Here is a 17,527-nt window from a genome sequence, read left to right as displayed (position 1 = left end):
CGGGTCGAGGCGCCGCAGATCAGGGCCCAGTTGCCTTCTGGAGATGTTGGCCGAGGAATTTCTCCAGCCGGCGGGCGAAGTCGACATGGGTTTCCACCTTGCGCCAGCTGTGCCCTTCGTCGCGGTAGCTGACCCATTCGGGCGGCCGGCCGGCGGCTTTCAAGGCGGCGCGCAGGCGTTCGCCGTGCACCAGGGGCACGCGCTTGTCTTCCTCGCCGAAGGCCAGCAGCAGCGGCGCCTGAATGCGCTTGGCTTGCGCCAGCGGCGAGTTGGCGCTGAGCATGGCGGCATCTGCCTTCACGTCACCCACCAGCTCGGGCAAGACGTAGCGGCGGCTGCTCGTGCCGACGTCATCGTCCAACCACCAAGGGGAATCCAAGAGCAAGCTGGGGTCGGTCACCGCGACCCAGGCCACACCGCAGCGGTAGAGCTCGGGGTGGCGGATCAGGCCCATCAGTGCGCTGTAGCCGCCGTAGCTGGCGCCGGCAATGCAGGCCTGTTCGCTGGCCAGGCCCTGCTTCTGCGCCCACAGCAAGGCGTCCGCCACATCGTCCTGCATGGCCTGACCCCATTGCTTCCAGCCGGCCCGGTAATGCGCATCGCCATAGCCGGTGCTGCCGCGGAACTCGGGGCTGATCACCAGATAGCCGCGTGAGGCCAGAAACTGTTGCATCGCCTCCCAGCGCCAGTGGCCGCTGCGCACCCAGGGCCCGCCGTGCACCAGGACCACCGTGGGCAGCGGTTGGCCCGCCTTGCTGCCGGCAGGCTGGGTCAGCCAGACCGGGAGGTCGCGGCCGTCCCGTGCCTTGATGCGGTGCAGGTCCACCGTGGCCATGCGTTTTGGCTCAATGCCGTCCAGCACCTTGCTGACGGGCTGCCAGCGTTTGTTCGCTGCTTCGTACAGGTACAAGCGGCCAGGGTCGCGGTCCGAGTAGCTGCGCACCAGGACCACCATGTCGTCGGCGCCGCAGCGCCGGCAGTTGAGCCGGTTGACCCGCCCGGGCAGCACCTCGTCGGCCAGGGCTTGCATGCGTTTCATGCCCTCATCGAACCAGATGGTCTGCTCGCCATCGGTGTCCACGCGCACGCCCAAAGCGCCGGCACCGGCGCGATCCAGCACCAGGCCGCCCAGCAGATCGAAGCCCGGCGCGCTGATGCGCGCGGGCCGCTGCGGCTCGCCTTTGGCAAAGTCAAACGGGCTCAGCACGGCATGGCCTGCCGGGCCGTCCGCGAACTCCACATAGAGATTGCCCGTATCGTCGACCGCCGCCGGGGTGAATCGTTGAGCCAAGATGCTGGCCTCGGACAGTTTGCGCCAAGCTGCATCGCCCGGGCCTTGCCAATGCAGGGCGACCTGATCCTTGTTCAGGGTGCTGGCCACTCGGGCCTGCCCCTTGCTGTCAAACCACCATTCGATGGCGCCCGCGGGCGGGTTCTTCAGCTCCAGGCTGCGGCTGCGCCCAGTGCGAACGTTCAACCACATCGGCGTCACCGAGCGTAGCTCGTCACGGCCAAACTGCATCTCGCCCACCACCACCTCTTCGGGCAAGACCCCTTCTTGCTGCTGCGGCACCGAGAGCAGCATATGGTTCCAATCCAGGGCCTGGTTGCGCGTGTCGCCGTTGCTCACGAAAGGCTTGCCCTGGCGCCGCACCAGTTGGCGCAGATCGCTGCCGTCGGGGTTGGCGGCGTACAGACCCGGGGCATAACGGCGGTCTTCCGCGCTGCCGGCCTCCAGGTCCGCGACGCTGAAGACCAGGCGCTTGTCCCCGACCCACTCGAAGCGCACCACATCGACGTCCGAGAAATTCGCCGCGCGCGTGGTCTTGTAGCCCTCGCTGAGTTCAATCACGACGATGCCAATCCGGTCGCCGCCCTTGGCCGTGGTCAGCGCCAGCTGTTTGCCCGAAGGCGAGAGCTTGGCCTCCAGCACCGCCGGCCGCTGGAAGAATGCTTCGAGCGCGACCGGCGGGTTCGGCGCGACCGCTTCGGCAGCGAGTACCGGCAGCCCTGCGGCCAGGACGATGGTGACGATCGCGACGTTCAGCTCGCGCAGGGCGAGCCTCTTGAAAATGGATTTCTTGGTTTTCAACACTGGCTCCCTATGTTGGTATTGGATGTGGCGGGCAGGATATCAAGAGTGCGGCGCCTGACGGAGGCGCATCAGCGTCAAGGGGGCCTCAGGCTTCGCCTTGCTTCCCCTGGCGTTTGGCCTCAGCGGAGGTGGGCGCGATCGATGCTCGCCGATCCAGCGCCAGCTGCCTTGGCCGGTCGCGCGTTCAGCGCCAAGGTTCAGCGTGGCGGCGCTGCTCTCACTGCGCTGTTGCCGAGCCGCAGCGGCACCCGCTCAGTTGCCGCCGAGGAAGTCAAAGAACTTCGCGCTGCCTGAGATCGAGGACTTGTAGAACTCCGTGTAGCCGCAGTTCTTACAGGCCAGGTAACGGAAGCGCTGGTTGCTGTAGTCAAAGAACGAGGACCAGAAGCCACCCGCGGCGCGGAACTCGCCTCGCTCTTTCTCGTGGGCACCGCACTTCGGGCAGCTGGTGGCGGAGGCGTTCATGGGGTGCTGGGAGGGGAGTGGCATGGGATGTCCGTTTCTATCGATAAGTGTGCGGGTTGGGGCGCCTGCTTTCTGGCAGGCAGGAAGGCTTGGGCGGGCGGCGGGCGTTCGAAGCCAGTCAGGAGACTGAAGATACTCGTCGTTACGGAGCCAACCACTTGGCTGGCGCCCGAGCCGTGCTGTGCGAGCGCCACGCGGAGGCGATGCCGATGTCGTAGCCATGAACGATGGTGATCTGGATCAGATCCAGCTGGCCGGCCGCGGGATGGGCCGCCAGCGTCAGGGCGGCCAGCTTCTGTGCTCGTTCGGCGTTGCCGATGTCTGCGTCACGCGAGACGGCGTTGATGCTCAGATGCCGGGTGGTCTTGCTTCCCGCCGAGCTGGAGCTGGTGTACGTGGCCCCTTGATTGACCCCCGATGAAACGATCCAGGTCTCAGCGTTGACGGCGTGCAAAATCTGCCCCAGCTGCGCGAAGGGCTCCTGCTGCTGGAATTGCTGAGAAATCAGCGGAGCCAGGCCACCGAGCGCGAGCAGCAGCGCGCACACGACACGGTGAAGCTTGGGCGGCGGGCCCGCAATCTCAGCAGCCAGTGCGCCTTGCGAGGCCGCGTTCACCACAAAAGAGCCGACCAGCCAGTCGTGCAGGGACTGGCGCGAGCGCCGGTTGAAGACATAGAGGTAGAGCGTGCTCGCGCCCAGTCCAAGGATGGCAAGGCCGAACACAGCGGCCCACGCAGAGAACAAAACCCCGTCCGGCAGCTGTGCATTGTTCAGGAACCAGACCGAGCCCAGCGGCAAAAAGCGCAGCAGCGAGCGGCCCAGAGCCAAGGGCGCGCCCTGCGCATCCACCACCTTGATCTGCAACAGCCGCTTGCCCAGAGTCTGGCCGCCGGCCAGGCGGCTGTTAAGAGGGCCGAAGTAGACCAGCGCGATCAGGAAGCCGAGCAGTCGGCCCCAAGGGCCCAAACTGACCAATTGCTCTTCAAATATGGCGCCCAAGGTGATGCCGATCAGCCCCAGGGCCAGGGCATCCAATGCAAAGGCAGCGATGCGGCGCCAGAAGCCGGCGATGCTATGCGTGTCGAAAGGCTGGATTGCTGACATGAAAGAAAGTGGGTGTGGGGGCTGGTGACATGAAGCGGGGTACGTTCCTCATGGGAGAGCGAGATCACTCGCGCCCTTCGTCATTCCTGAGCACCAGATCCGACTGGACCTCTTGATCGGACAGTTCGCGTCCAATCCAGAGCACGACTTCTGACGCGCCTGCCCCCAAAGCCATTTCACGGAGTGCGCGGCGCTCAATCTGCGTGAAGCCGCCGTCGGGTGACCCCAGGGGGTGCATGACGATTCGCGGCGAGGGGGCGAACAGGCTGGCCCTGTGGGCGTGCTTGACGAAGGTCTTGAGCAGGACTTGGCCGACCGTGAAGTCGCTCACCAGGCTGCGCGGGTGAGCGAAGGGGTTGATGATTTCGGATGATTGTTCCCCTTCCGCCGCCGCCGCTGCGCGCGCGTTGGCTCCAAAGCCGAGCACCATTCGCTTCGCGCTGCCTGTGCTGATCGCCAGCTCGGGGACTTCGCTCATCTGCGCCCCTGTCTTCACATTTCGAATCGTCAGGAGTTCCGGAGAAATCTTGACGTAGAGCAGGGGCTGGAGATTTGAGAGCAGCATGGAAGCTTGGTACTTTGTGGTTCAGCAAGGCAGCGGCAGAACTCGCAATCTGAGCGCATGGCCGGATGTGCGAACTTGACGCTCCTGCGGGTCGATGAGGAGTCTACCGAGCCGATACTGAATTCAACGCATGCCTTGCAGGTATTTCAGGCGAGTCCGCCCGTGCTCGATCTGGCACCACATTCCCTCGGCAGGCCCCCCGGTTCCATCGCCATAAGTCTGGCTTCGAAACGTGCAGTCCGCATCACGGAAGGACTGCCATTTGCTCTGGGATGCTCTGAATGCCGGTGCGAGCTGAAGCATGGGTACTTCCGCATCTCGACTCAGAAGTATCCGCTCAACACGCCTGACCTCAACGCGAAGCAGCGTGTCAATCGACTCAACTTCCGCCGCGAAGCAATGGTTGCGCTCCACGGTGTTTGCGGAGTTCACGCATGGCATGGGCGCAGATTCCTGCGCCCATGTTGGAGTGATGAGGCCCACAGAGGCGGCAAGCAGGTAGGCGGATTTCATGATGACAGCGTGGTTTTTAAAGTAACCAAGTCTCGCAGCGGTTTGTATCTGGGGCAGCGTTATGGCCCCTGCAAGCCGATCCTCGACACTGGGCTTCAGCGGGTGGCTTGTGCCAGGCGAAATTTCAAGGCCCGGGCTCGCCGCGACCTGCAGGGCCGGTTGTAGATGTTCAGTCTGCATGTCGTTGCATTGCAACTGCTCTGGACACAGCTCTACACATGAAAAGAAACGACCAAAAAGGGTCAGGCCTTGCTATCAGGTGCGGAGGCCGGCCCTTGAAGACCTCTTTGGGCTCGCGGCCAGGTAAGGTAGCCGTCATCTCGAGGCAGGGCGTGGTGCTTGACCCATTTCCTTTGATTCTCGAACCACAAGCTTGCCATCAATGACGCGCTCGACCAAGCGACCGGCATACGCACCGCTTTGAAAATGGAACTCCGCGACGCCACGTTGCTCGACCGCCTGCTCTGGCACCAGCTCGAACTCGACGCGAACACTTGGCCCCTTGCCGCTCTTCACGTCAGGAGAAACCAGGCGCATTGTTCTCAACAACACGGTCGGCAAGCCCTTGAGTTCTGCTGCGGGTACGACCGAACTGTGGCTTCGCACCCGAAGCGCCAAGTAGGTGACTCTCGCTTTCTCCGCACGTGCAGTGACCACAAGCGGCTGGCCGTCCACAACGGCTCGAACCTCAAGCGCCTGCCAATCTATCGGCGTGTCCATGACGGCGACGCTCGGCATCGCCACCAACAACGCCACCAATGCCAACAAGACTTTCTTCATGAGCCCCAACATTTGAGCAAGTAGATCCGCAACGACAGGATGCCGCAAGGCCAGAATGAGATGAGGCACGAAGATCGCTTGCCGTTTTGGGCCCGGCTGAGAGAGGGGTTAGGTGGCATGGTGCATCCAGAGTGAAGCGATCTTTGCCCAAGTTCGGTGATACCAGCGTGGCCAATTCACCGCTCAGCTCAGAGCTACGAAATCCGAGGGCAAGGTCAGTGCAGGCCGGTCAAGCCAATCGTGGACTTGCCTTAAAGTAGTGTTTTCGGGTCTAAAAGGGAGGGATGAAAATGAAAAATGTCGTTTCAGCACTCGGAGTAGTGCTTTCGTTGGTCGCTGGAACTGCTGGCGCAGTGGGCGTGCCCGGCCAGGGCACATGGCAAACAAGCCTTCAATCGCGAGACTTGGACCATGATGGTGTCACCGATGCCTTCTATGACAAAGAACTCAATATCACGTGGCTGCGCAACGCCAATGTGAATGGTGCAATGGAGTGGGCCTCTGCCAAGTCTTGGGCTGAAGGCCTGACCATTGGGGGCGTGTCGGGCTGGCGGTTGCCCGCCATGGTGGACACCGGCACAGCAGGTTGCAATTGGAGTCTTACTGGCGGGACCGATTGCGGCTTCAATGTGCAAACCAAAGCTGGCAATGTCACCTATAGCGAACTCGCCCACCTTTGGTACGAAACGCTGGGGAACAAAGGCCAGTACGCGCCGGGAACAGGAGCACCGCAGCCCTATGGGTTGACCAATACGGGTGACTTCCAAAACCTACAGGCATCCATCTATTGGACCGGGACAGAATTCGCTCCTTATCAGGCTACGCACGCTTGGTACTTTTCTACCTTGGCCGGCTGGCAAGATGGCGACTTCGGCAAGCAAACGTCCCTCTATGCCATCGCAGTCCGTGATGGCGACGTTGTTGCCGTTCCTGAGCCTTCGACATACGCGCTAATGCTGGCAGGTCTCTTCGCTGTTGGCGTTTTGGCTCGCCGTCGCAAGAGCGCCTGAACGCTCAACTCGCCGCACAGAACCCGCTCATGCGGGTTTTGTCGTTTTAGATAGGTCGATTGGGATAGCTTGGGAAGTGCGCCGCCATGTACGCGAGTGGCGCTGAGTTGCGCCACTCTGCACGCTCCCAAATCACTGACTTCAGCTTCTCGTGCGTAGCGGGGTGTCTGTCTTTAGGCCGCTGCCAGTGCTCGCCTAACTTCGCCTCAACGCGTCGCTGGTCGCGCCAGGCCCTGCCTATCTGATCCGCGGGCTGACTTGAGTACGTAGCGCGGCCACAGCGGCGGCAAATGAAGTTCGATCTATTCAGAAGCATCCAAAGGGTCAGGCTTTGCTCTTAGAGCTTGAAATGGTGGGAAGGCCCTCAAGCGCAGCTAGGCGCCAACCCCGCTCCGCGCACAAGCGTCTTCAGAGTCTCCCTTGCACTGTCCTCAGTCTGCTTGTGACGACCCCCCGCAAGCGAGGGGCCATAACTCAAGACATTGGCCGCTTAGGCCCATAGACTCGCACCGCATAACGACACTGCATGAGGGACCTGTTGATGAGAACCTTTGTTTCGCTGGCCTGCACGATGGTGCTAACGGCCATGTCCATGGTGAGCACTGCCCATGCGGGCGTCGTACTCGGTTTTGCCCCGGGCAACAACTGTTCAGACAACCAAGAAGGCACGGGCAATGTCACCCAATGCCCCTATGGTGGTTTCATTCACCAGGGCTATGGCGACTCGGCGGGCGTGGACGTGCAATACAAGGACTTGACCCCGTATCAGGGTGGCGGCTGGGAGCGCAGTCTCTCATGGTGGGGCGCCGGCTACGGCGGCGCCAATGGCGTCTTGTGGAGCGGCGAAAGCGATGCCAATTCCCATGCCAGCATTGTGCTGAAGGCCAACGCTGGCCACAGCATCAGTCTTGAAGGACTGGGCTTGGCTTCCTACCTCCCAGGTGTCAGCACCTGGCTGCAAGTGCACGAGCTGGGCAGCAATGTGGATCTGCTGAATGAGGCTGTCTTGGTGGATGGCTCCATCGGCACTCAGATCAACTTCAATTCGTTCAGTTCCAGCAAAGGCTGGGTGATTGAATGGAAGAACTCGTCGTGGGACATCGGCCTGAGCCAGTTGAAGTTCAGTGTTGCCGATGCCCCGAACCAAGCGGTGCCCGAACCCGCCAGCCTGGCCTTGGTCGGCCTCGGCCTGGCCGCTGCGGCGCTGGGCCGGCGGCGCCAGAAGCGCTGAGTCGGTTGAAGGGTCGCCGTATTCAGCCCTGAAAAGCGGGTTCGTTTTTCAGGTGAAAACAAATGAACCCGCCCGCATGTCAAATTCCTGAGCGGCGCTTGGCCCTCCGAACTAGGGCCAAGACATGCATCCTGTTGCCGCAAGTTCAGGGCATGAGGCCGGGCTGGCGTCCAGAACTGGGCGGTTCTTCAACCGTTTGACTGACTTATCCGCCCAAGGCCTTGTTTTGGGGCTAAGAAGCCCCGATCCACAGTCATGCCAGCGCTCCAGGCGTTTGAAAGTCCGTGAATGCGAGCTTCTGGGTTGATCGGGGAGCTGGCGCGCGCTGAGTCGAATACTCTGCAATCGGGCGCGATGGTGCCGCTTGTTGGCCAGCTTGTTGCACCCTGACTTGCCCGAACCTCGCTTTCGGGGGCTTTCAACGCGATGCCGTGCGCCATACCAATGCGCTGGCGCGCAAGCAACATGGCTTCAGGGTGCGGGCTGCGCCGTCCACACCTGCAAGCCAAAGCCGCCGCCCGCGAAACCGCGGCACATGGGTGAGACCCAGGCTTGCAGCAGGTCGAAGCTGCGCCCGTTCCAGACCCAATCGAAGCTGCTACCGCAATCGCCGATGCCGCGCCCTTTGCCAAACGAACTCAAGCGCCCTGTTCCTGCTTCCAGGTTCGCGCTCATCACGTAATCGTCGGACTCCCCACCCGGCAATGGCAGCCGCAAGCGCTTGGGGGTGTAGGGCGGTTTGCTCTTGGCCAGCCAGATGCCGGAGCCGCCTTGGTAGGCGCCGCGCCCGCATTCCCGCATCACCAGGACCTCGGTGGCCGATACGCGGGTGATCGATTGCTCGGGGCCGCGGTCGTCCGGAAGGTCCTCCCAGCATTCACGCGGCGTGACGGCATCCAGGATGGGCTGCAGCAGCGCCTGGTCGGCCGCCGAGGTCTTGGGCAGGGCCGCGGCTTTGACCCGGGGTGCGGCAAGCGCTGGCAGCACCGAGCTTTCTGCCTTTGTGGGCAGTTGTGTGCCGCGCCGAACCAAGGCGCCGGGCGTCCCCACACGCCCTTGCAGATCGTCCATCTTCAGTAGTGCCGCCTTGCTGCCCGCCAAAGACAGCTGCCAACTCTTTCTACTGCTGTTCCCGCTGCCGCCTTCGGTCACCACGATCTCTTCGCCCTCCAGCACATAAGCCAGCAGCTTGGCGGTGTCCGCCGGGCTCAAGTCTATGCGCGGGCTGATGCCCTTCAGTTGCTGACGCGGGCCGAGATGGAGCGTCAGCGATTGGGTGTCCTCGTGGATTTCATCCACATCGAACTGAATGTGCACCCGCGCATGGGGGCCCGCATCACGCGACAACCACATCGTCACCGGTGCTGAGCCGGATTCCTCACTCTGGTAAGCAATGGCCTCGCAATGCCGCCGGTTGTCGCAGGCCATGGCCCAGTCTTTGAACTCATGCACGCTTGTCTGAATTTGAGCCTGGGCTGCGCTCAGGCCGCTGAGGGCGAGAGAAATGCTAGCGCAGATCGTTGTCCGCATGCGTTGAGTCCGATCGTTGTCAAGGTTGCGAGTCAGTCAGTATCAATGGGACCAAAAGCAAAGAACTCAGGGCCTGAACGACGCCATTCGGGTGGCTGCTTGGAGGCGCGAAGAACACCCTTGGCGACGTTCGATGTTTGGCGATGAAATGGCGCGTTAGCCGATTAGTTGATGTAGCGCTGCGGCCAAGAAGCCGATGCAAAGGACAGCAAAGACGAGGAACATGGCATTCGTATTGCCAGTTAGTTTTCTCTCGTCGTAGTCCTGCCGTTTGCGTTGCTCTTCAAGCGAAAGATGATCCGCAGTTTGCCCGCGTAGTTTCAGCAGTTGAGCAGAGGGGAGTCTTGAGCCGCCCCGGAGGCGCCAGGCGTCAGCGGCGAGCCATGCGAAGACAGCGGACAGGGCCAGCAAGAACAGTGTGAGCATTCTGCGCAGCCTAAAGCGTCAACAGCCGATCGAGCGCGCCGGGCATCACCGACCTGCGAGCAGCAGCCGGCATTCGGGCCGCGTGTCCAAATGCATGCTGCCTTCGCATTGTTTGCGAGTCTTCGTACATCTCTTTCCAACTGAAGAATGCTGCCGACCAGAATCTCGCTAAGTTTAAACATCACCTTGGCGACTAGGCGATCCTTCTAGGGCGCGAAACAGGCGCTATGTTGCCACTATTTCAAGGCGTTAGGCCGTTTTGCCGAGGCGGCAACGGCTTTGTGAAGCGCACGTTGGATGCCCCCGATCCGGGCGCCGAATGCTGCCGCTAGGTGCCCACGGCGCAGCTACAGAAGACTATGAGGCTCGGTCTGGCGCAGTGGCTGCCTCAAGGCGCCAGCAGCGAAGAGGCGCCGCGATGGGCGCACTGAGGTGTCTGAGGATGACTGCGCTGGCCGCTGAATTGGATTTTGCGGTTGCTCGGCTGAGCCAACTGGTGCGCCAAGCTGAGCGGACGCGAGAGACGGATGAAGGGGTTGAGACTCAGTATTTGAGACCTGCCCCCGAGTTTTGTGGCGGCTCGAGTTGGCGCTCTGCATTCCCTGGGGTCAAGTTTTGTCTTGAGGTTTCAGGCTTGAATCGGGCCCGCCTACGGAATTGCCTGGCTTAGATTGAATTGACTTGAATACCGACGGATTCTTTGAATGGATGGCCGCCGCGTTTCCATCATTGTCCAGGTAGTAAGTGACGGTGTTGCCTCCGGCTCGAGACGAGCGTACGAGCGTGTCGTTTCCTTCGAAGACTTGCCTAATCCAGACGCCCGGAGCATATGAAGACATGTACTCCAGACCTCCGTCGTCACCCCGCCTCCATGTTTCTACTTCGGAAACATGCTTGTTGCTGAAGCTCCACGGAGAACCAGCTATCAGTGCCGAGGAGAGCTTCAACCGTATGCTTTCGTCGGAAACAGACAGTTGTGAGAAAAACATGAGGACTAGAAAAATGACTGATCTCATTCAGTGAGTTCCTTAAGTTGAGGTCAAAAGCTGTCATCCGCCAAAGAGTTCTTTGCTTGGCAATGTCGGCGCGAAATTAGCTGAACGAGCAGCTTGACCTAGCTGGGCATAGGTGGGGCCTTGGCAGCACTTCCGCGGATGCTGCTCAATCCAGACGGTTCGGCCCCAGGCCACTCACCGCCCTCAACACCGCCTCCGCCGTCGCCGGCGCCCTCAACTCCGGGTCACACCCCACCGGCCCGGCCGCAGCAATTGCATCCTTGATCGCCAACAACACCGAGAACGGCAAGAGAAGGGGCGGCTCGCCCACGGCCTTGGAGCGGTGGATGCTGTCGGCCGCGTTGGCCTGCTCGTACAGCGCGACGCGGAAGTCGGGCGGGCTGTCGTTGGCGGTGGGGATTTTGTAGGTGCTGGGGGCGTGGGTGCTGAGGGCGCCGGTCTTGGGGTGCCAGACCAGTTCTTCCATGGTCAGCCAGCCCAGGCCTTGAACGAAAGCGCCTTCGACCTGGCCGATGTCCAGGGCGGGGTTGAGCGAGCGGCCGGCGTCGTGCAGCACATCGGCGCGGGTGACGCGGCTCTCTCCGGTGAGGGTGTCCACCAGCACCTCGGCCACGGCCGCGCCGTAGGCGAAGTAATAGAACGGCTTGCCCTGCAGGCGGGCGCGGTCCCAGTGCAGGCCCGGGGTGGCATAGAAACCATCGCTCCAGAGCTGGATGCGCTGCAGGTAGGCCTTGGCCACCAGCTCGGTGAAGGGCAGAGAGCGGCTGCCGCCTGCACCCTGCACATGGTCGCCGGCAAAGCGCACTTGCGCCTCGTCGCAGCCCAGCAGCTGGGCGGCCAGGGGCTGCAAGCGCAGGCGGATCTGGCGGGCGGCGTCTTGCGCAGCCTTGCCGTTGAGGTCGCTGCCGGTGGAGGCGGCGGTGGCCGAGGTGTTGGCCACTTTTTGGGTGTCGGTGGCGCTGCAGCGCACGCGCGCCAGGCTCAGGCCCAGCTCTTCGGCCACCACCTGCGCCACCTTGGTGTTCAGGCCCTGGCCCATCTCCGTGCCGCCGTGGTTCACCAGCACCGAGCCGTCGGTGTAGACATGCACCAGGGCCCCCGCCTGGTTCAGGTGCACGACATTGAAGCTGATGCCGAATTTCAGCGGTGTCAGGGCCAGGCCTTTTTTCAGCACCGGGCTGGTGGCGTTGAAGGCTTGGATCTCGGCGCGGCGGGCGTGGTAGCCGCTGCTCTCGATCAGCTGATCGGTCAGCGGCTGCAGCTGGTTGTCTTCCACGGTCTGGCCATAGGGCGTGACGTTGCGCTCGCCGGCGTCGCGGTAGAAATTGCGCTGCCGCACGAGCAAGGGGTCCAGGCCCAGGCGGCGGGCGATGGAGTCCAGAATCATCTCCACGGCCAGCGCGCCCTGGGGCCCGCCAAAGCCGCGGAAGGCGGTGTTGCTCTGCGTGTTCGTGCGGGCGCAGAAGCCGTGCAGGGCCACATGGGGCAGCCAGTAGGCGTTGTCGAAATGGCAGAGCGCCCGCGTCATCACCGGGGCCGAGAGGTCGGCCGAGTGGCCGCAGTTGGAGATCAGCTCCACCTCGGCGCCGAGGATGTGGCCCTCTTCATCAAAGCCCACGTCCCAGCGGTAGTCGAAACCGTGGCGGCGGCCGGTGATCATGAAATCGTCGTCGCGGTCCAGGCGCAGCTTGACCGGGCGGCGCAGGCGGCTGGCGGCCAGGCCGGCCACGCAGGCGAACAAGGCCGATTGCGACTCCTTGCCGCCGAAGCCGCCGCCCATGCGCCGGCATTGCACCTGCACCTGGTGGCTGGCCCAGCCCAGGGCGTGGCTGAGCAGCTGCTGCATCTCGCTGGGGTGCTGGGTCGAGCAGTGGACGAGCAGGCCGCGGTTCTCCTGGGGCAGGGCGTAGCTGATCTGGCCTTCTAGGTAAAACTGCTCCTGTCCGCCGACCGACCAGCTGCCTTGCAGGCGCTGCGGCGCTTGCACCAGGGCCGTGGCCGCGTCGCCGCGGTTCAGGTGCATGGGCGGCACTACATACTGGCCGGCGGCATGGGCCTCCAGCGCGGTCAGCACGGCGGGCAGGGGCTCGATCTTGAGGGCCTGGCCGGCCAGGGCGGCGGCGCGGCGGGCCAGCTCGCGGCTGCTGGCGATGATGGCGAACACCGGCTGGCCGACATAACGCACCTCGCCCGCGGCGAGGATGGGGTCGTCATGCAGCAGGGGGCCGCAGTTGTTCTCGCCTGGGATGTCTTCGGCCGTCAGCACCAGCTGCACGCCGGGCTGGGCGCGCAGCAGGGCCAGGTCGATGGAGACGATGCGGCCGTGGGCGATGGGCGAGAGGCCTAGGGCGGCGTGCAGCGTGCCCTCGGCCTCGGGGATGTCGTCGGTGTAAATCGCTTCGCCGCTGACATGCAGGGCCGCCGACTCGTGTGTATGGCTGCGGCCCACGGTGTGTGGGTGGAGCGTGGAGGGTGCAGAAGAGGTGTTCATGGGTGCTGTGCTCATCGCGCCTGCTCCGCATCGCTGAAACGCACGGCCTGCCAGACGCTGAGGCTGGCGGCGGGCAGGGGCGCATCGGGCCGGGTTTCCAGCCAGAAGCGGCGTATGAGGTTTTGCGCCACCTGCAGGCGGTAGTCGGCGCTGGCGCGCATATCGCTCAAGGGCTGGAAGTCCAGCGCCAGGGCGGCCTGGGCCGCTTGCAGGGCGGCTTCGTCGTTCCAGCTCTGGCCCAGCAAGGCCTGCTCGGCCGGCGCGCTGCGCCGCACGATGGCGGCCATGCCACCGAAGGCCAGGCGGGCTTCTTGCACGCGGCCCGCCTCGTCCAGGCGCAGGCTCAGGGCGGCGCAGACGGCCGAGATGTCGCTGTCGTAGCGCTTGGCGATCTTGTAGGCGCGGATGCTCTGGGTCGGGCCGGGCACCGGCAGGTGCATGGCCTCGACAAACTCACCGGGCTGCAGCGCGTTCTGCATATAGCCCAAGTAGAAGTCTTCCAGGGCCAGGCGGCGCTGCTGGCTGCCGCGGCGCAGCACGATTTGCGCGCCCAGGGCGATCAGGGCCGGTGCGCCATCGCCAATGGGCGAGCCGTTGGCGATATTGCCGCCCAGGGTGCCGGCCTGGCGCACCGGCGGCGAGGCAAAGCGCAGCCAGAGCTCGCGCAGCGGTGGCACGGCGGCGCTCAGGGCGCTCCAGGCGGCCTCGAGGCTGGCGCCCGCGCCAATCCACAGGCCGGGCTGTCCGTCGAAGCGCTCGGGCCGGATGGCCTTGAGCTCGGCCACGGCGCCGAGGTAGATCACGTCGCCCAAGTCGCGGAAGCGCTTGTTGACCCAGAGTCCGATGTCGGTGGAGCCGGCCAGCAGGCGCGCCTGCGGTTTGGCCTCGCGCAGCGCGGCCAGCTCGGCCAGGCTGCGCGGGGCGTGGAACTGGTCAACGCGGCCCGGGATGGCCGGCTGGGCGGCGGCGTAGTGCAGGGGCGGGTCTTGCTGCAGGCTGTGCAGGGCGGCGCGGGCGGGCGCCAGGTCCAGGGTTTGCTGGGGTAGCTCGAACATGCGCTGGCCCGCGTCCAGCAGGGGCCGGTAGCCGGTGCAGCGGCAGAGGTTGCCGGCCAGGGCGTCGGCCAGCTCCTGGCGGTCGGGCCGGCTGCCGCTCTGGCAGTGGCGCTCGTAGCAGGCCTGCAAGCTCATGGCAAAGCCCGGCGTGCAGAAGCCGCACTGCGACGCGTGGCAGTCCACCAGGGCTTGTTGCACCGGGTTCAGTGCCTCGGCGCTGCCCAGGTCTTCCACCGTCCACAAGGCCTGGCCGTCCAGCGTGGGCAGGAACTGGGTGCAGGCGTTGACATTGCGCAGCTGCAGCTGCCCTGATGCATCGAGCTCACCGAGCAGCACGGTGCAGGCGCCGCAGTCCCCCTCGGCACAACCTTCCTTGGTGCCGCTGCAATGGGGCTGGGCATGTTCGCGCAGATAGCCCAGCACGGTGGTGGTCGGCGCCAGGCCGTCCACGGCCTGGATCTGGCCGCGGTGGAAAAAGCGGATGGGGCGGGTGGACATGGTGTGGTTCAGGCCTGATGCAAGAGTGGGCGGTCGCGCGCGTGGCTGCAGACGACAGCAATCTCGAAAGGTAGCGCCTGCCGCCGGCTTCGATATACGATCTGGCGCATGATGACTATATGCATTGCGGCATGAACTTGCGCGCCGATTTCGACAAGATCGAGCTTCAACTCGTGCGAGTCTTGCATACCGTGATCAGCGAGCAAAGCGTCTCGAAGGCAGCCCTGCGCCTGCACAGCACGCAGCCGGCCGTCAGCGCCCAGCTGCGGCGCCTGCGTGCGCTCACGGGCGATGCGCTGCTGGTGCGTAGCGGCGCCGGCATGCGGCCCACGGCCACGGCGCTGGAGCTGCTGGAGCCGGCCCAGCGCCTGCTGCAGGACGCGGCCCGGCTCTTCGGCGCGCCCCAGCGCAGCAGCCGCGGCGCCGGTTTTGACCCGGCCAGTGCCGAGCTGAACCTGCGCATCGCCGCCAGCGACTACCTGGACCCGCTGTTCCTGCCCGAGCTGGTGTCGCGCCTGCAGCGGCTCTCGCCGGGCCTGCGCCTGGACTTGCAGCCGCTGTCGGCCGAGTTCGATTACCGCCGCGGCCTGGCCAGCGGCCAGATCGATCTGGTCATCGGCAACTGGCTGCGCCCGCCGGAGGAGCTGCATCTGGGCCGCTTGTTCAGCGACGAGGTGGTCTGCCTGGTGGCGCGCGATCACCCCCTCCTTAAGCTGCGGCCCAAGGACTGGACCGTGCAGCGCTATCTGGACAGCCAGCATCTGGCGCCCATGCCGCTGTCGGCCGGCCAGCCGGGCGTGATCGACCAGCACCTGGCCGAGCAGGGCCTGAGCCGCCAGATCGCCGTGCGCAGCGCCCATTTCGGCCAGCTGCCGCTGATGGTGGCGCGCAGCTCCCTGGTGCTGACCACCGGCCGCCAGTTCTGCAGCCGCTACCTGGCCAGCCTGCCGGTGGCGGTGCTGCGCTGCCCGGTGGCGTTTCCGCGGCTGAGCTATTACCAGCTCTGGCATGCGCTGTCGCACCAGGCCGCCGCCCAGCGCTGGCTGCGCGAGCAGGTGCGGGAGGTGGCGCGGGAGCTGGTCGCTCAAGAGAAAAGTCGACCACAGGCCGTGCTGGGTGCCTGATGGAATCTGGCGTTAGTGAAAGCAATGAATACGGACGCAGAGGCCGCAAAGAGACGCGGAGCACGCGGAGAGAGCCCAGGCTGCAGCAATGTCCTCTGCGCACTCTGCGGCCCTCGGCTGTTGGCTCTGCGTACCTGTTCTTTCAGTGACGCGGGGCGCCGAGGTACGTACAGGCGGCTCTGTGGTCTATCCCCGCAATTGAATTTGTATTTGTATTCGCCCTGAACCTGAAACATGCCCGATCATTCAAAGATGAACACGCTTGGCCCCGGCCGCAAGCTCGCCCTGCGCGGCGATCTGCTGGACTTCACTGCCCAGCCCGACTGGGGCCAGCTGGACAGCCCGGCCGTGCGCTTCCAGCCCGAGCACTGGCTGCTGATCGATGAGGCCGGCCGTATCGCCGGCACCCAGGCGCAAGAGCCCGACGCCAGTTGGCAGCAGGTGGACCACCGCGGCCGCCTGATCCTGCCGGGCTTCATCGACACCCATGTGCACTGCCCGCAGCTGGATGTGATCGCCTCCTACGGCGCTGAGCTGCTGGACTGGCTCAACCGCTACACCTTCCCGGCCGAGCGCCGCTATGCCGACCCGGCCGTGGCGGCGGCCGGCGCGGCGCGTTTTCTGGATGCGCTGCTGGCCCACGGCAGCACCTCGGCCGTGGTGTTTCCGACCGTGCACAAGGGCTCGGCCGAGGCCTTGTTCGCCGCGGCCGAGGCGCGCGGCATGCGCCTGATCACGGGCAAGGTGCTGATGGACCGCCATGCGCCGCCCGAGCTGCTGGACGATGTGGCCGGCGCCGAGCGCGATTGCATCGATCTGATCCAGCGCTGGCATGGCCGTGGCCGCCTGGCCTACGCCGTGACCCCGCGCTTCGCCCCCACCAGCAGCCCGGCCCAGCTGGCCATGGCCGGCGCGCTGTGCCGCGCCGATGCTTCGCTGTACATGCAAACCCATGTGGCCGAAAACCGCGATGAGGTGCGCTGGGTGGCCGAGCTCTTCCCCGAGGCGCGCAGTTACCTCGATGTCTACGAGCGCGTCGGCCTGCTGCATGAGCGTGCCATCCTGGCCCACGGCATCTGGCTGGACGAGACCGACCGGCAGCTGCTGGCCGCGCGCGGCGGGCAGGTGGCGCACAGCCCGTCCAGCAATCTCTTCCTGGGCAGCGGCCTCTTTGACTGGCCGGCGGCGCGGGCCAGCGGCCTGGGGGTGAGCATGGCCAGCGATGTGGGCGGCGGCACGAGCTTGTCCATGCAGCGCAATCTGCTGGACGCCTACAAGATCCAGGCTTTGTCAGGCCAGCGCCTGAGCGCCTGGGTGGCTTTGCATGCCGCCACCCGCGGCGCTGCGGAAGCCCTGGGTTTGCAGCAGGAAGTGGGCCACTTTGGCCTCGGTACACTGGCCGATGTGTGTGTTTGGGATTGGGCCCGTGGCCCGGTGGCCCAGGCACGCGACGAGCGGGTGGCGCCCGGCCATGAGCCTCAAGCTTTGCATGAACGCGTGTTCGCCTGGATGAGTTTGTCCGACGAGCGCAATCTGCACAGCTGCTATGTGGCCGGCCAGTGCCGCCACCAGCGGGACTCATAGACCTCCCTTTTGATTGATTGACTTGCGCCAGCCGGATTG

The 17,527-nt window shown here is 64.5% G+C and carries 14 protein-coding genes; 4 read left to right on the top strand and 10 right to left on the bottom strand.

The features are described from left to right. Positions 1-19: 19 nt before the first annotated feature. The 6 genes from LNV28_RS21800 to LNV28_RS21775 all read right to left on the bottom strand — a co-directional run bounded on the left by LNV28_RS21800 (position 20) and on the right by LNV28_RS21775 (position 5,523). Positions 20-2,092, bottom strand: a complete 2,073-nt coding sequence (locus LNV28_RS21800) for a S9 family peptidase (RefSeq protein ID WP_263520255.1) — start codon at positions 2,090-2,092, stop codon at positions 20-22. A gap of 255 nt (positions 2,093-2,347) precedes the next feature. Further along, complete coding sequence (locus LNV28_RS21795) at positions 2,348-2,560, bottom strand: zinc ribbon domain-containing protein (RefSeq protein WP_263520254.1); 213 nt, start codon at positions 2,558-2,560, stop codon at positions 2,348-2,350. 142 nt (positions 2,561-2,702) lie between these two features. Beyond that, positions 2,703-3,665, bottom strand: a complete 963-nt coding sequence (locus LNV28_RS21790; protein WP_263520253.1) for an RDD family protein — start codon at positions 3,663-3,665, stop codon at positions 2,703-2,705. Positions 3,666-3,729: 64 nt separating this feature from the next. Next, entirely contained in the window at positions 3,730-4,230 is a 501-nt protein-coding gene (locus LNV28_RS21785; protein ID WP_263520252.1) for a rod shape-determining protein, read from the bottom strand. A gap of 123 nt (positions 4,231-4,353) precedes the next feature. Continuing rightward, positions 4,354-4,743: a lysozyme inhibitor LprI family protein gene (locus LNV28_RS21780; RefSeq protein ID WP_263520250.1), complete on the bottom strand. Its 390-nt coding sequence runs from the start codon at positions 4,741-4,743 to the stop codon at positions 4,354-4,356. A 315-nt stretch (positions 4,744-5,058) separates the two neighbouring features. Continuing rightward, positions 5,059-5,523 carry a hypothetical protein gene (locus LNV28_RS21775; protein ID WP_263520248.1) on the bottom strand — a complete coding sequence of 155 codons (465 nt, stop codon included), beginning with the start codon at positions 5,521-5,523 and terminating at the stop codon, positions 5,059-5,061. A gap of 290 nt (positions 5,524-5,813) precedes the next feature. Here LNV28_RS21775 and LNV28_RS21770 point away from each other — a divergent pair, with 290 nt between their 5' ends. Both LNV28_RS21770 and LNV28_RS21765 read left to right on the top strand, forming a co-directional pair. After that, entirely contained in the window at positions 5,814-6,533 is a 720-nt protein-coding gene (locus LNV28_RS21770) for a PEP-CTERM sorting domain-containing protein (RefSeq protein ID WP_263520246.1), read from the top strand. Positions 6,534-7,074: 541 nt separating this feature from the next. After that, positions 7,075-7,764 carry a PEP-CTERM sorting domain-containing protein gene (locus tag LNV28_RS21765; RefSeq protein ID WP_263520245.1) on the top strand — a complete coding sequence of 230 codons (690 nt, stop codon included), beginning with the start codon at positions 7,075-7,077 and terminating at the stop codon, positions 7,762-7,764. 471 nt (positions 7,765-8,235) lie between these two features. Here LNV28_RS21765 and LNV28_RS21760 read toward each other — a convergent pair whose 3' ends face one another. From LNV28_RS21760 to xdhA, 4 genes are all read right to left on the bottom strand, one after another. Next, on the bottom strand, positions 8,236-9,216 hold the full coding sequence (locus tag LNV28_RS21760) for a DUF1176 domain-containing protein (RefSeq protein ID WP_263520243.1): 981 nt from the start codon (positions 9,214-9,216) through the stop codon (positions 8,236-8,238). Positions 9,217-9,450: 234 nt separating this feature from the next. Further along, on the bottom strand, positions 9,451-9,720 hold the full coding sequence (locus LNV28_RS21755; protein ID WP_263520240.1) for a hypothetical protein: 270 nt from the start codon (positions 9,718-9,720) through the stop codon (positions 9,451-9,453). Between the two features lie 1,161 nt (positions 9,721-10,881). Then, positions 10,882-13,227 carry a xanthine dehydrogenase molybdopterin binding subunit gene (gene xdhB / locus LNV28_RS21750; protein WP_263520238.1) on the bottom strand — a complete coding sequence of 782 codons (2,346 nt, stop codon included), beginning with the start codon at positions 13,225-13,227 and terminating at the stop codon, positions 10,882-10,884. A gap of 11 nt (positions 13,228-13,238) precedes the next feature. Next, positions 13,239-14,780: a xanthine dehydrogenase small subunit gene (gene xdhA / locus LNV28_RS21745; RefSeq protein ID WP_263520236.1), complete on the bottom strand. Its 1,542-nt coding sequence runs from the start codon at positions 14,778-14,780 to the stop codon at positions 13,239-13,241. 131 nt (positions 14,781-14,911) lie between these two features. Here xdhA and LNV28_RS21740 point away from each other — a divergent pair, with 131 nt between their 5' ends. Then, a complete protein-coding gene (locus LNV28_RS21740) occupies positions 14,912-15,904 on the top strand; it encodes a LysR family transcriptional regulator (protein ID WP_263520235.1) in 993 nt (330 codons plus the stop codon). A gap of 252 nt (positions 15,905-16,156) precedes the next feature. After that, complete coding sequence (gene guaD / locus LNV28_RS21735) at positions 16,157-17,488, top strand: guanine deaminase (protein WP_263520234.1); 1,332 nt, start codon at positions 16,157-16,159, stop codon at positions 17,486-17,488. The last annotated feature ends 39 nt before the right edge of the window (positions 17,489-17,527 follow it).

Origin of the sequence: Paucibacter sp. DJ2R-2 (genome assembly GCF_025717675.1) — a bacterium.
GTDB lineage: Bacteria > Pseudomonadota > Gammaproteobacteria > Burkholderiales > Burkholderiaceae_C > Paucibacter_A.
Note: the sequence above shows the minus strand (reverse complement) of the source record. Positions and strands in the feature narration are given on the sequence as shown.

What these genes read in the sequence shown, in the direction of transcription:
- LNV28_RS21755 (WP_263520240.1), bottom strand. Translation starts at nt 9,720, where the DNA reads ATGCTCACACTGTTCTTGCTGGCCCTGTCCGCTGTCTTCGCATGGCTC.
- LNV28_RS21770 (WP_263520246.1), top strand. Translation starts at nt 5,814, where the DNA reads ATGAAAAATGTCGTTTCAGCACTCGGAGTAGTGCTTTCGTTGGTCGCT.
- xdhB (WP_263520238.1), bottom strand. Translation starts at nt 13,227, where the DNA reads ATGAACACCTCTTCTGCACCCTCCACGCTCCACCCACACACCGTGGGC.
- LNV28_RS21775 (WP_263520248.1), bottom strand. Translation starts at nt 5,523, where the DNA reads ATGAAGAAAGTCTTGTTGGCATTGGTGGCGTTGTTGGTGGCGATGCCG.
- LNV28_RS21790 (WP_263520253.1), bottom strand. Translation starts at nt 3,665, where the DNA reads ATGTCAGCAATCCAGCCTTTCGACACGCATAGCATCGCCGGCTTCTGG.
- guaD (WP_263520234.1), top strand. Translation starts at nt 16,157, where the DNA reads ATGAACACGCTTGGCCCCGGCCGCAAGCTCGCCCTGCGCGGCGATCTG.
- LNV28_RS21740 (WP_263520235.1), top strand. Translation starts at nt 14,912, where the DNA reads ATGAACTTGCGCGCCGATTTCGACAAGATCGAGCTTCAACTCGTGCGA.
- LNV28_RS21780 (WP_263520250.1), bottom strand. Translation starts at nt 4,743, where the DNA reads ATGAAATCCGCCTACCTGCTTGCCGCCTCTGTGGGCCTCATCACTCCA.
- LNV28_RS21795 (WP_263520254.1), bottom strand. Translation starts at nt 2,560, where the DNA reads ATGAACGCCTCCGCCACCAGCTGCCCGAAGTGCGGTGCCCACGAGAAA.
- LNV28_RS21785 (WP_263520252.1), bottom strand. Translation starts at nt 4,230, where the DNA reads ATGCTGCTCTCAAATCTCCAGCCCCTGCTCTACGTCAAGATTTCTCCG.
- xdhA (WP_263520236.1), bottom strand. Translation starts at nt 14,780, where the DNA reads ATGTCCACCCGCCCCATCCGCTTTTTCCACCGCGGCCAGATCCAGGCC.
- LNV28_RS21765 (WP_263520245.1), top strand. Translation starts at nt 7,075, where the DNA reads ATGAGAACCTTTGTTTCGCTGGCCTGCACGATGGTGCTAACGGCCATG.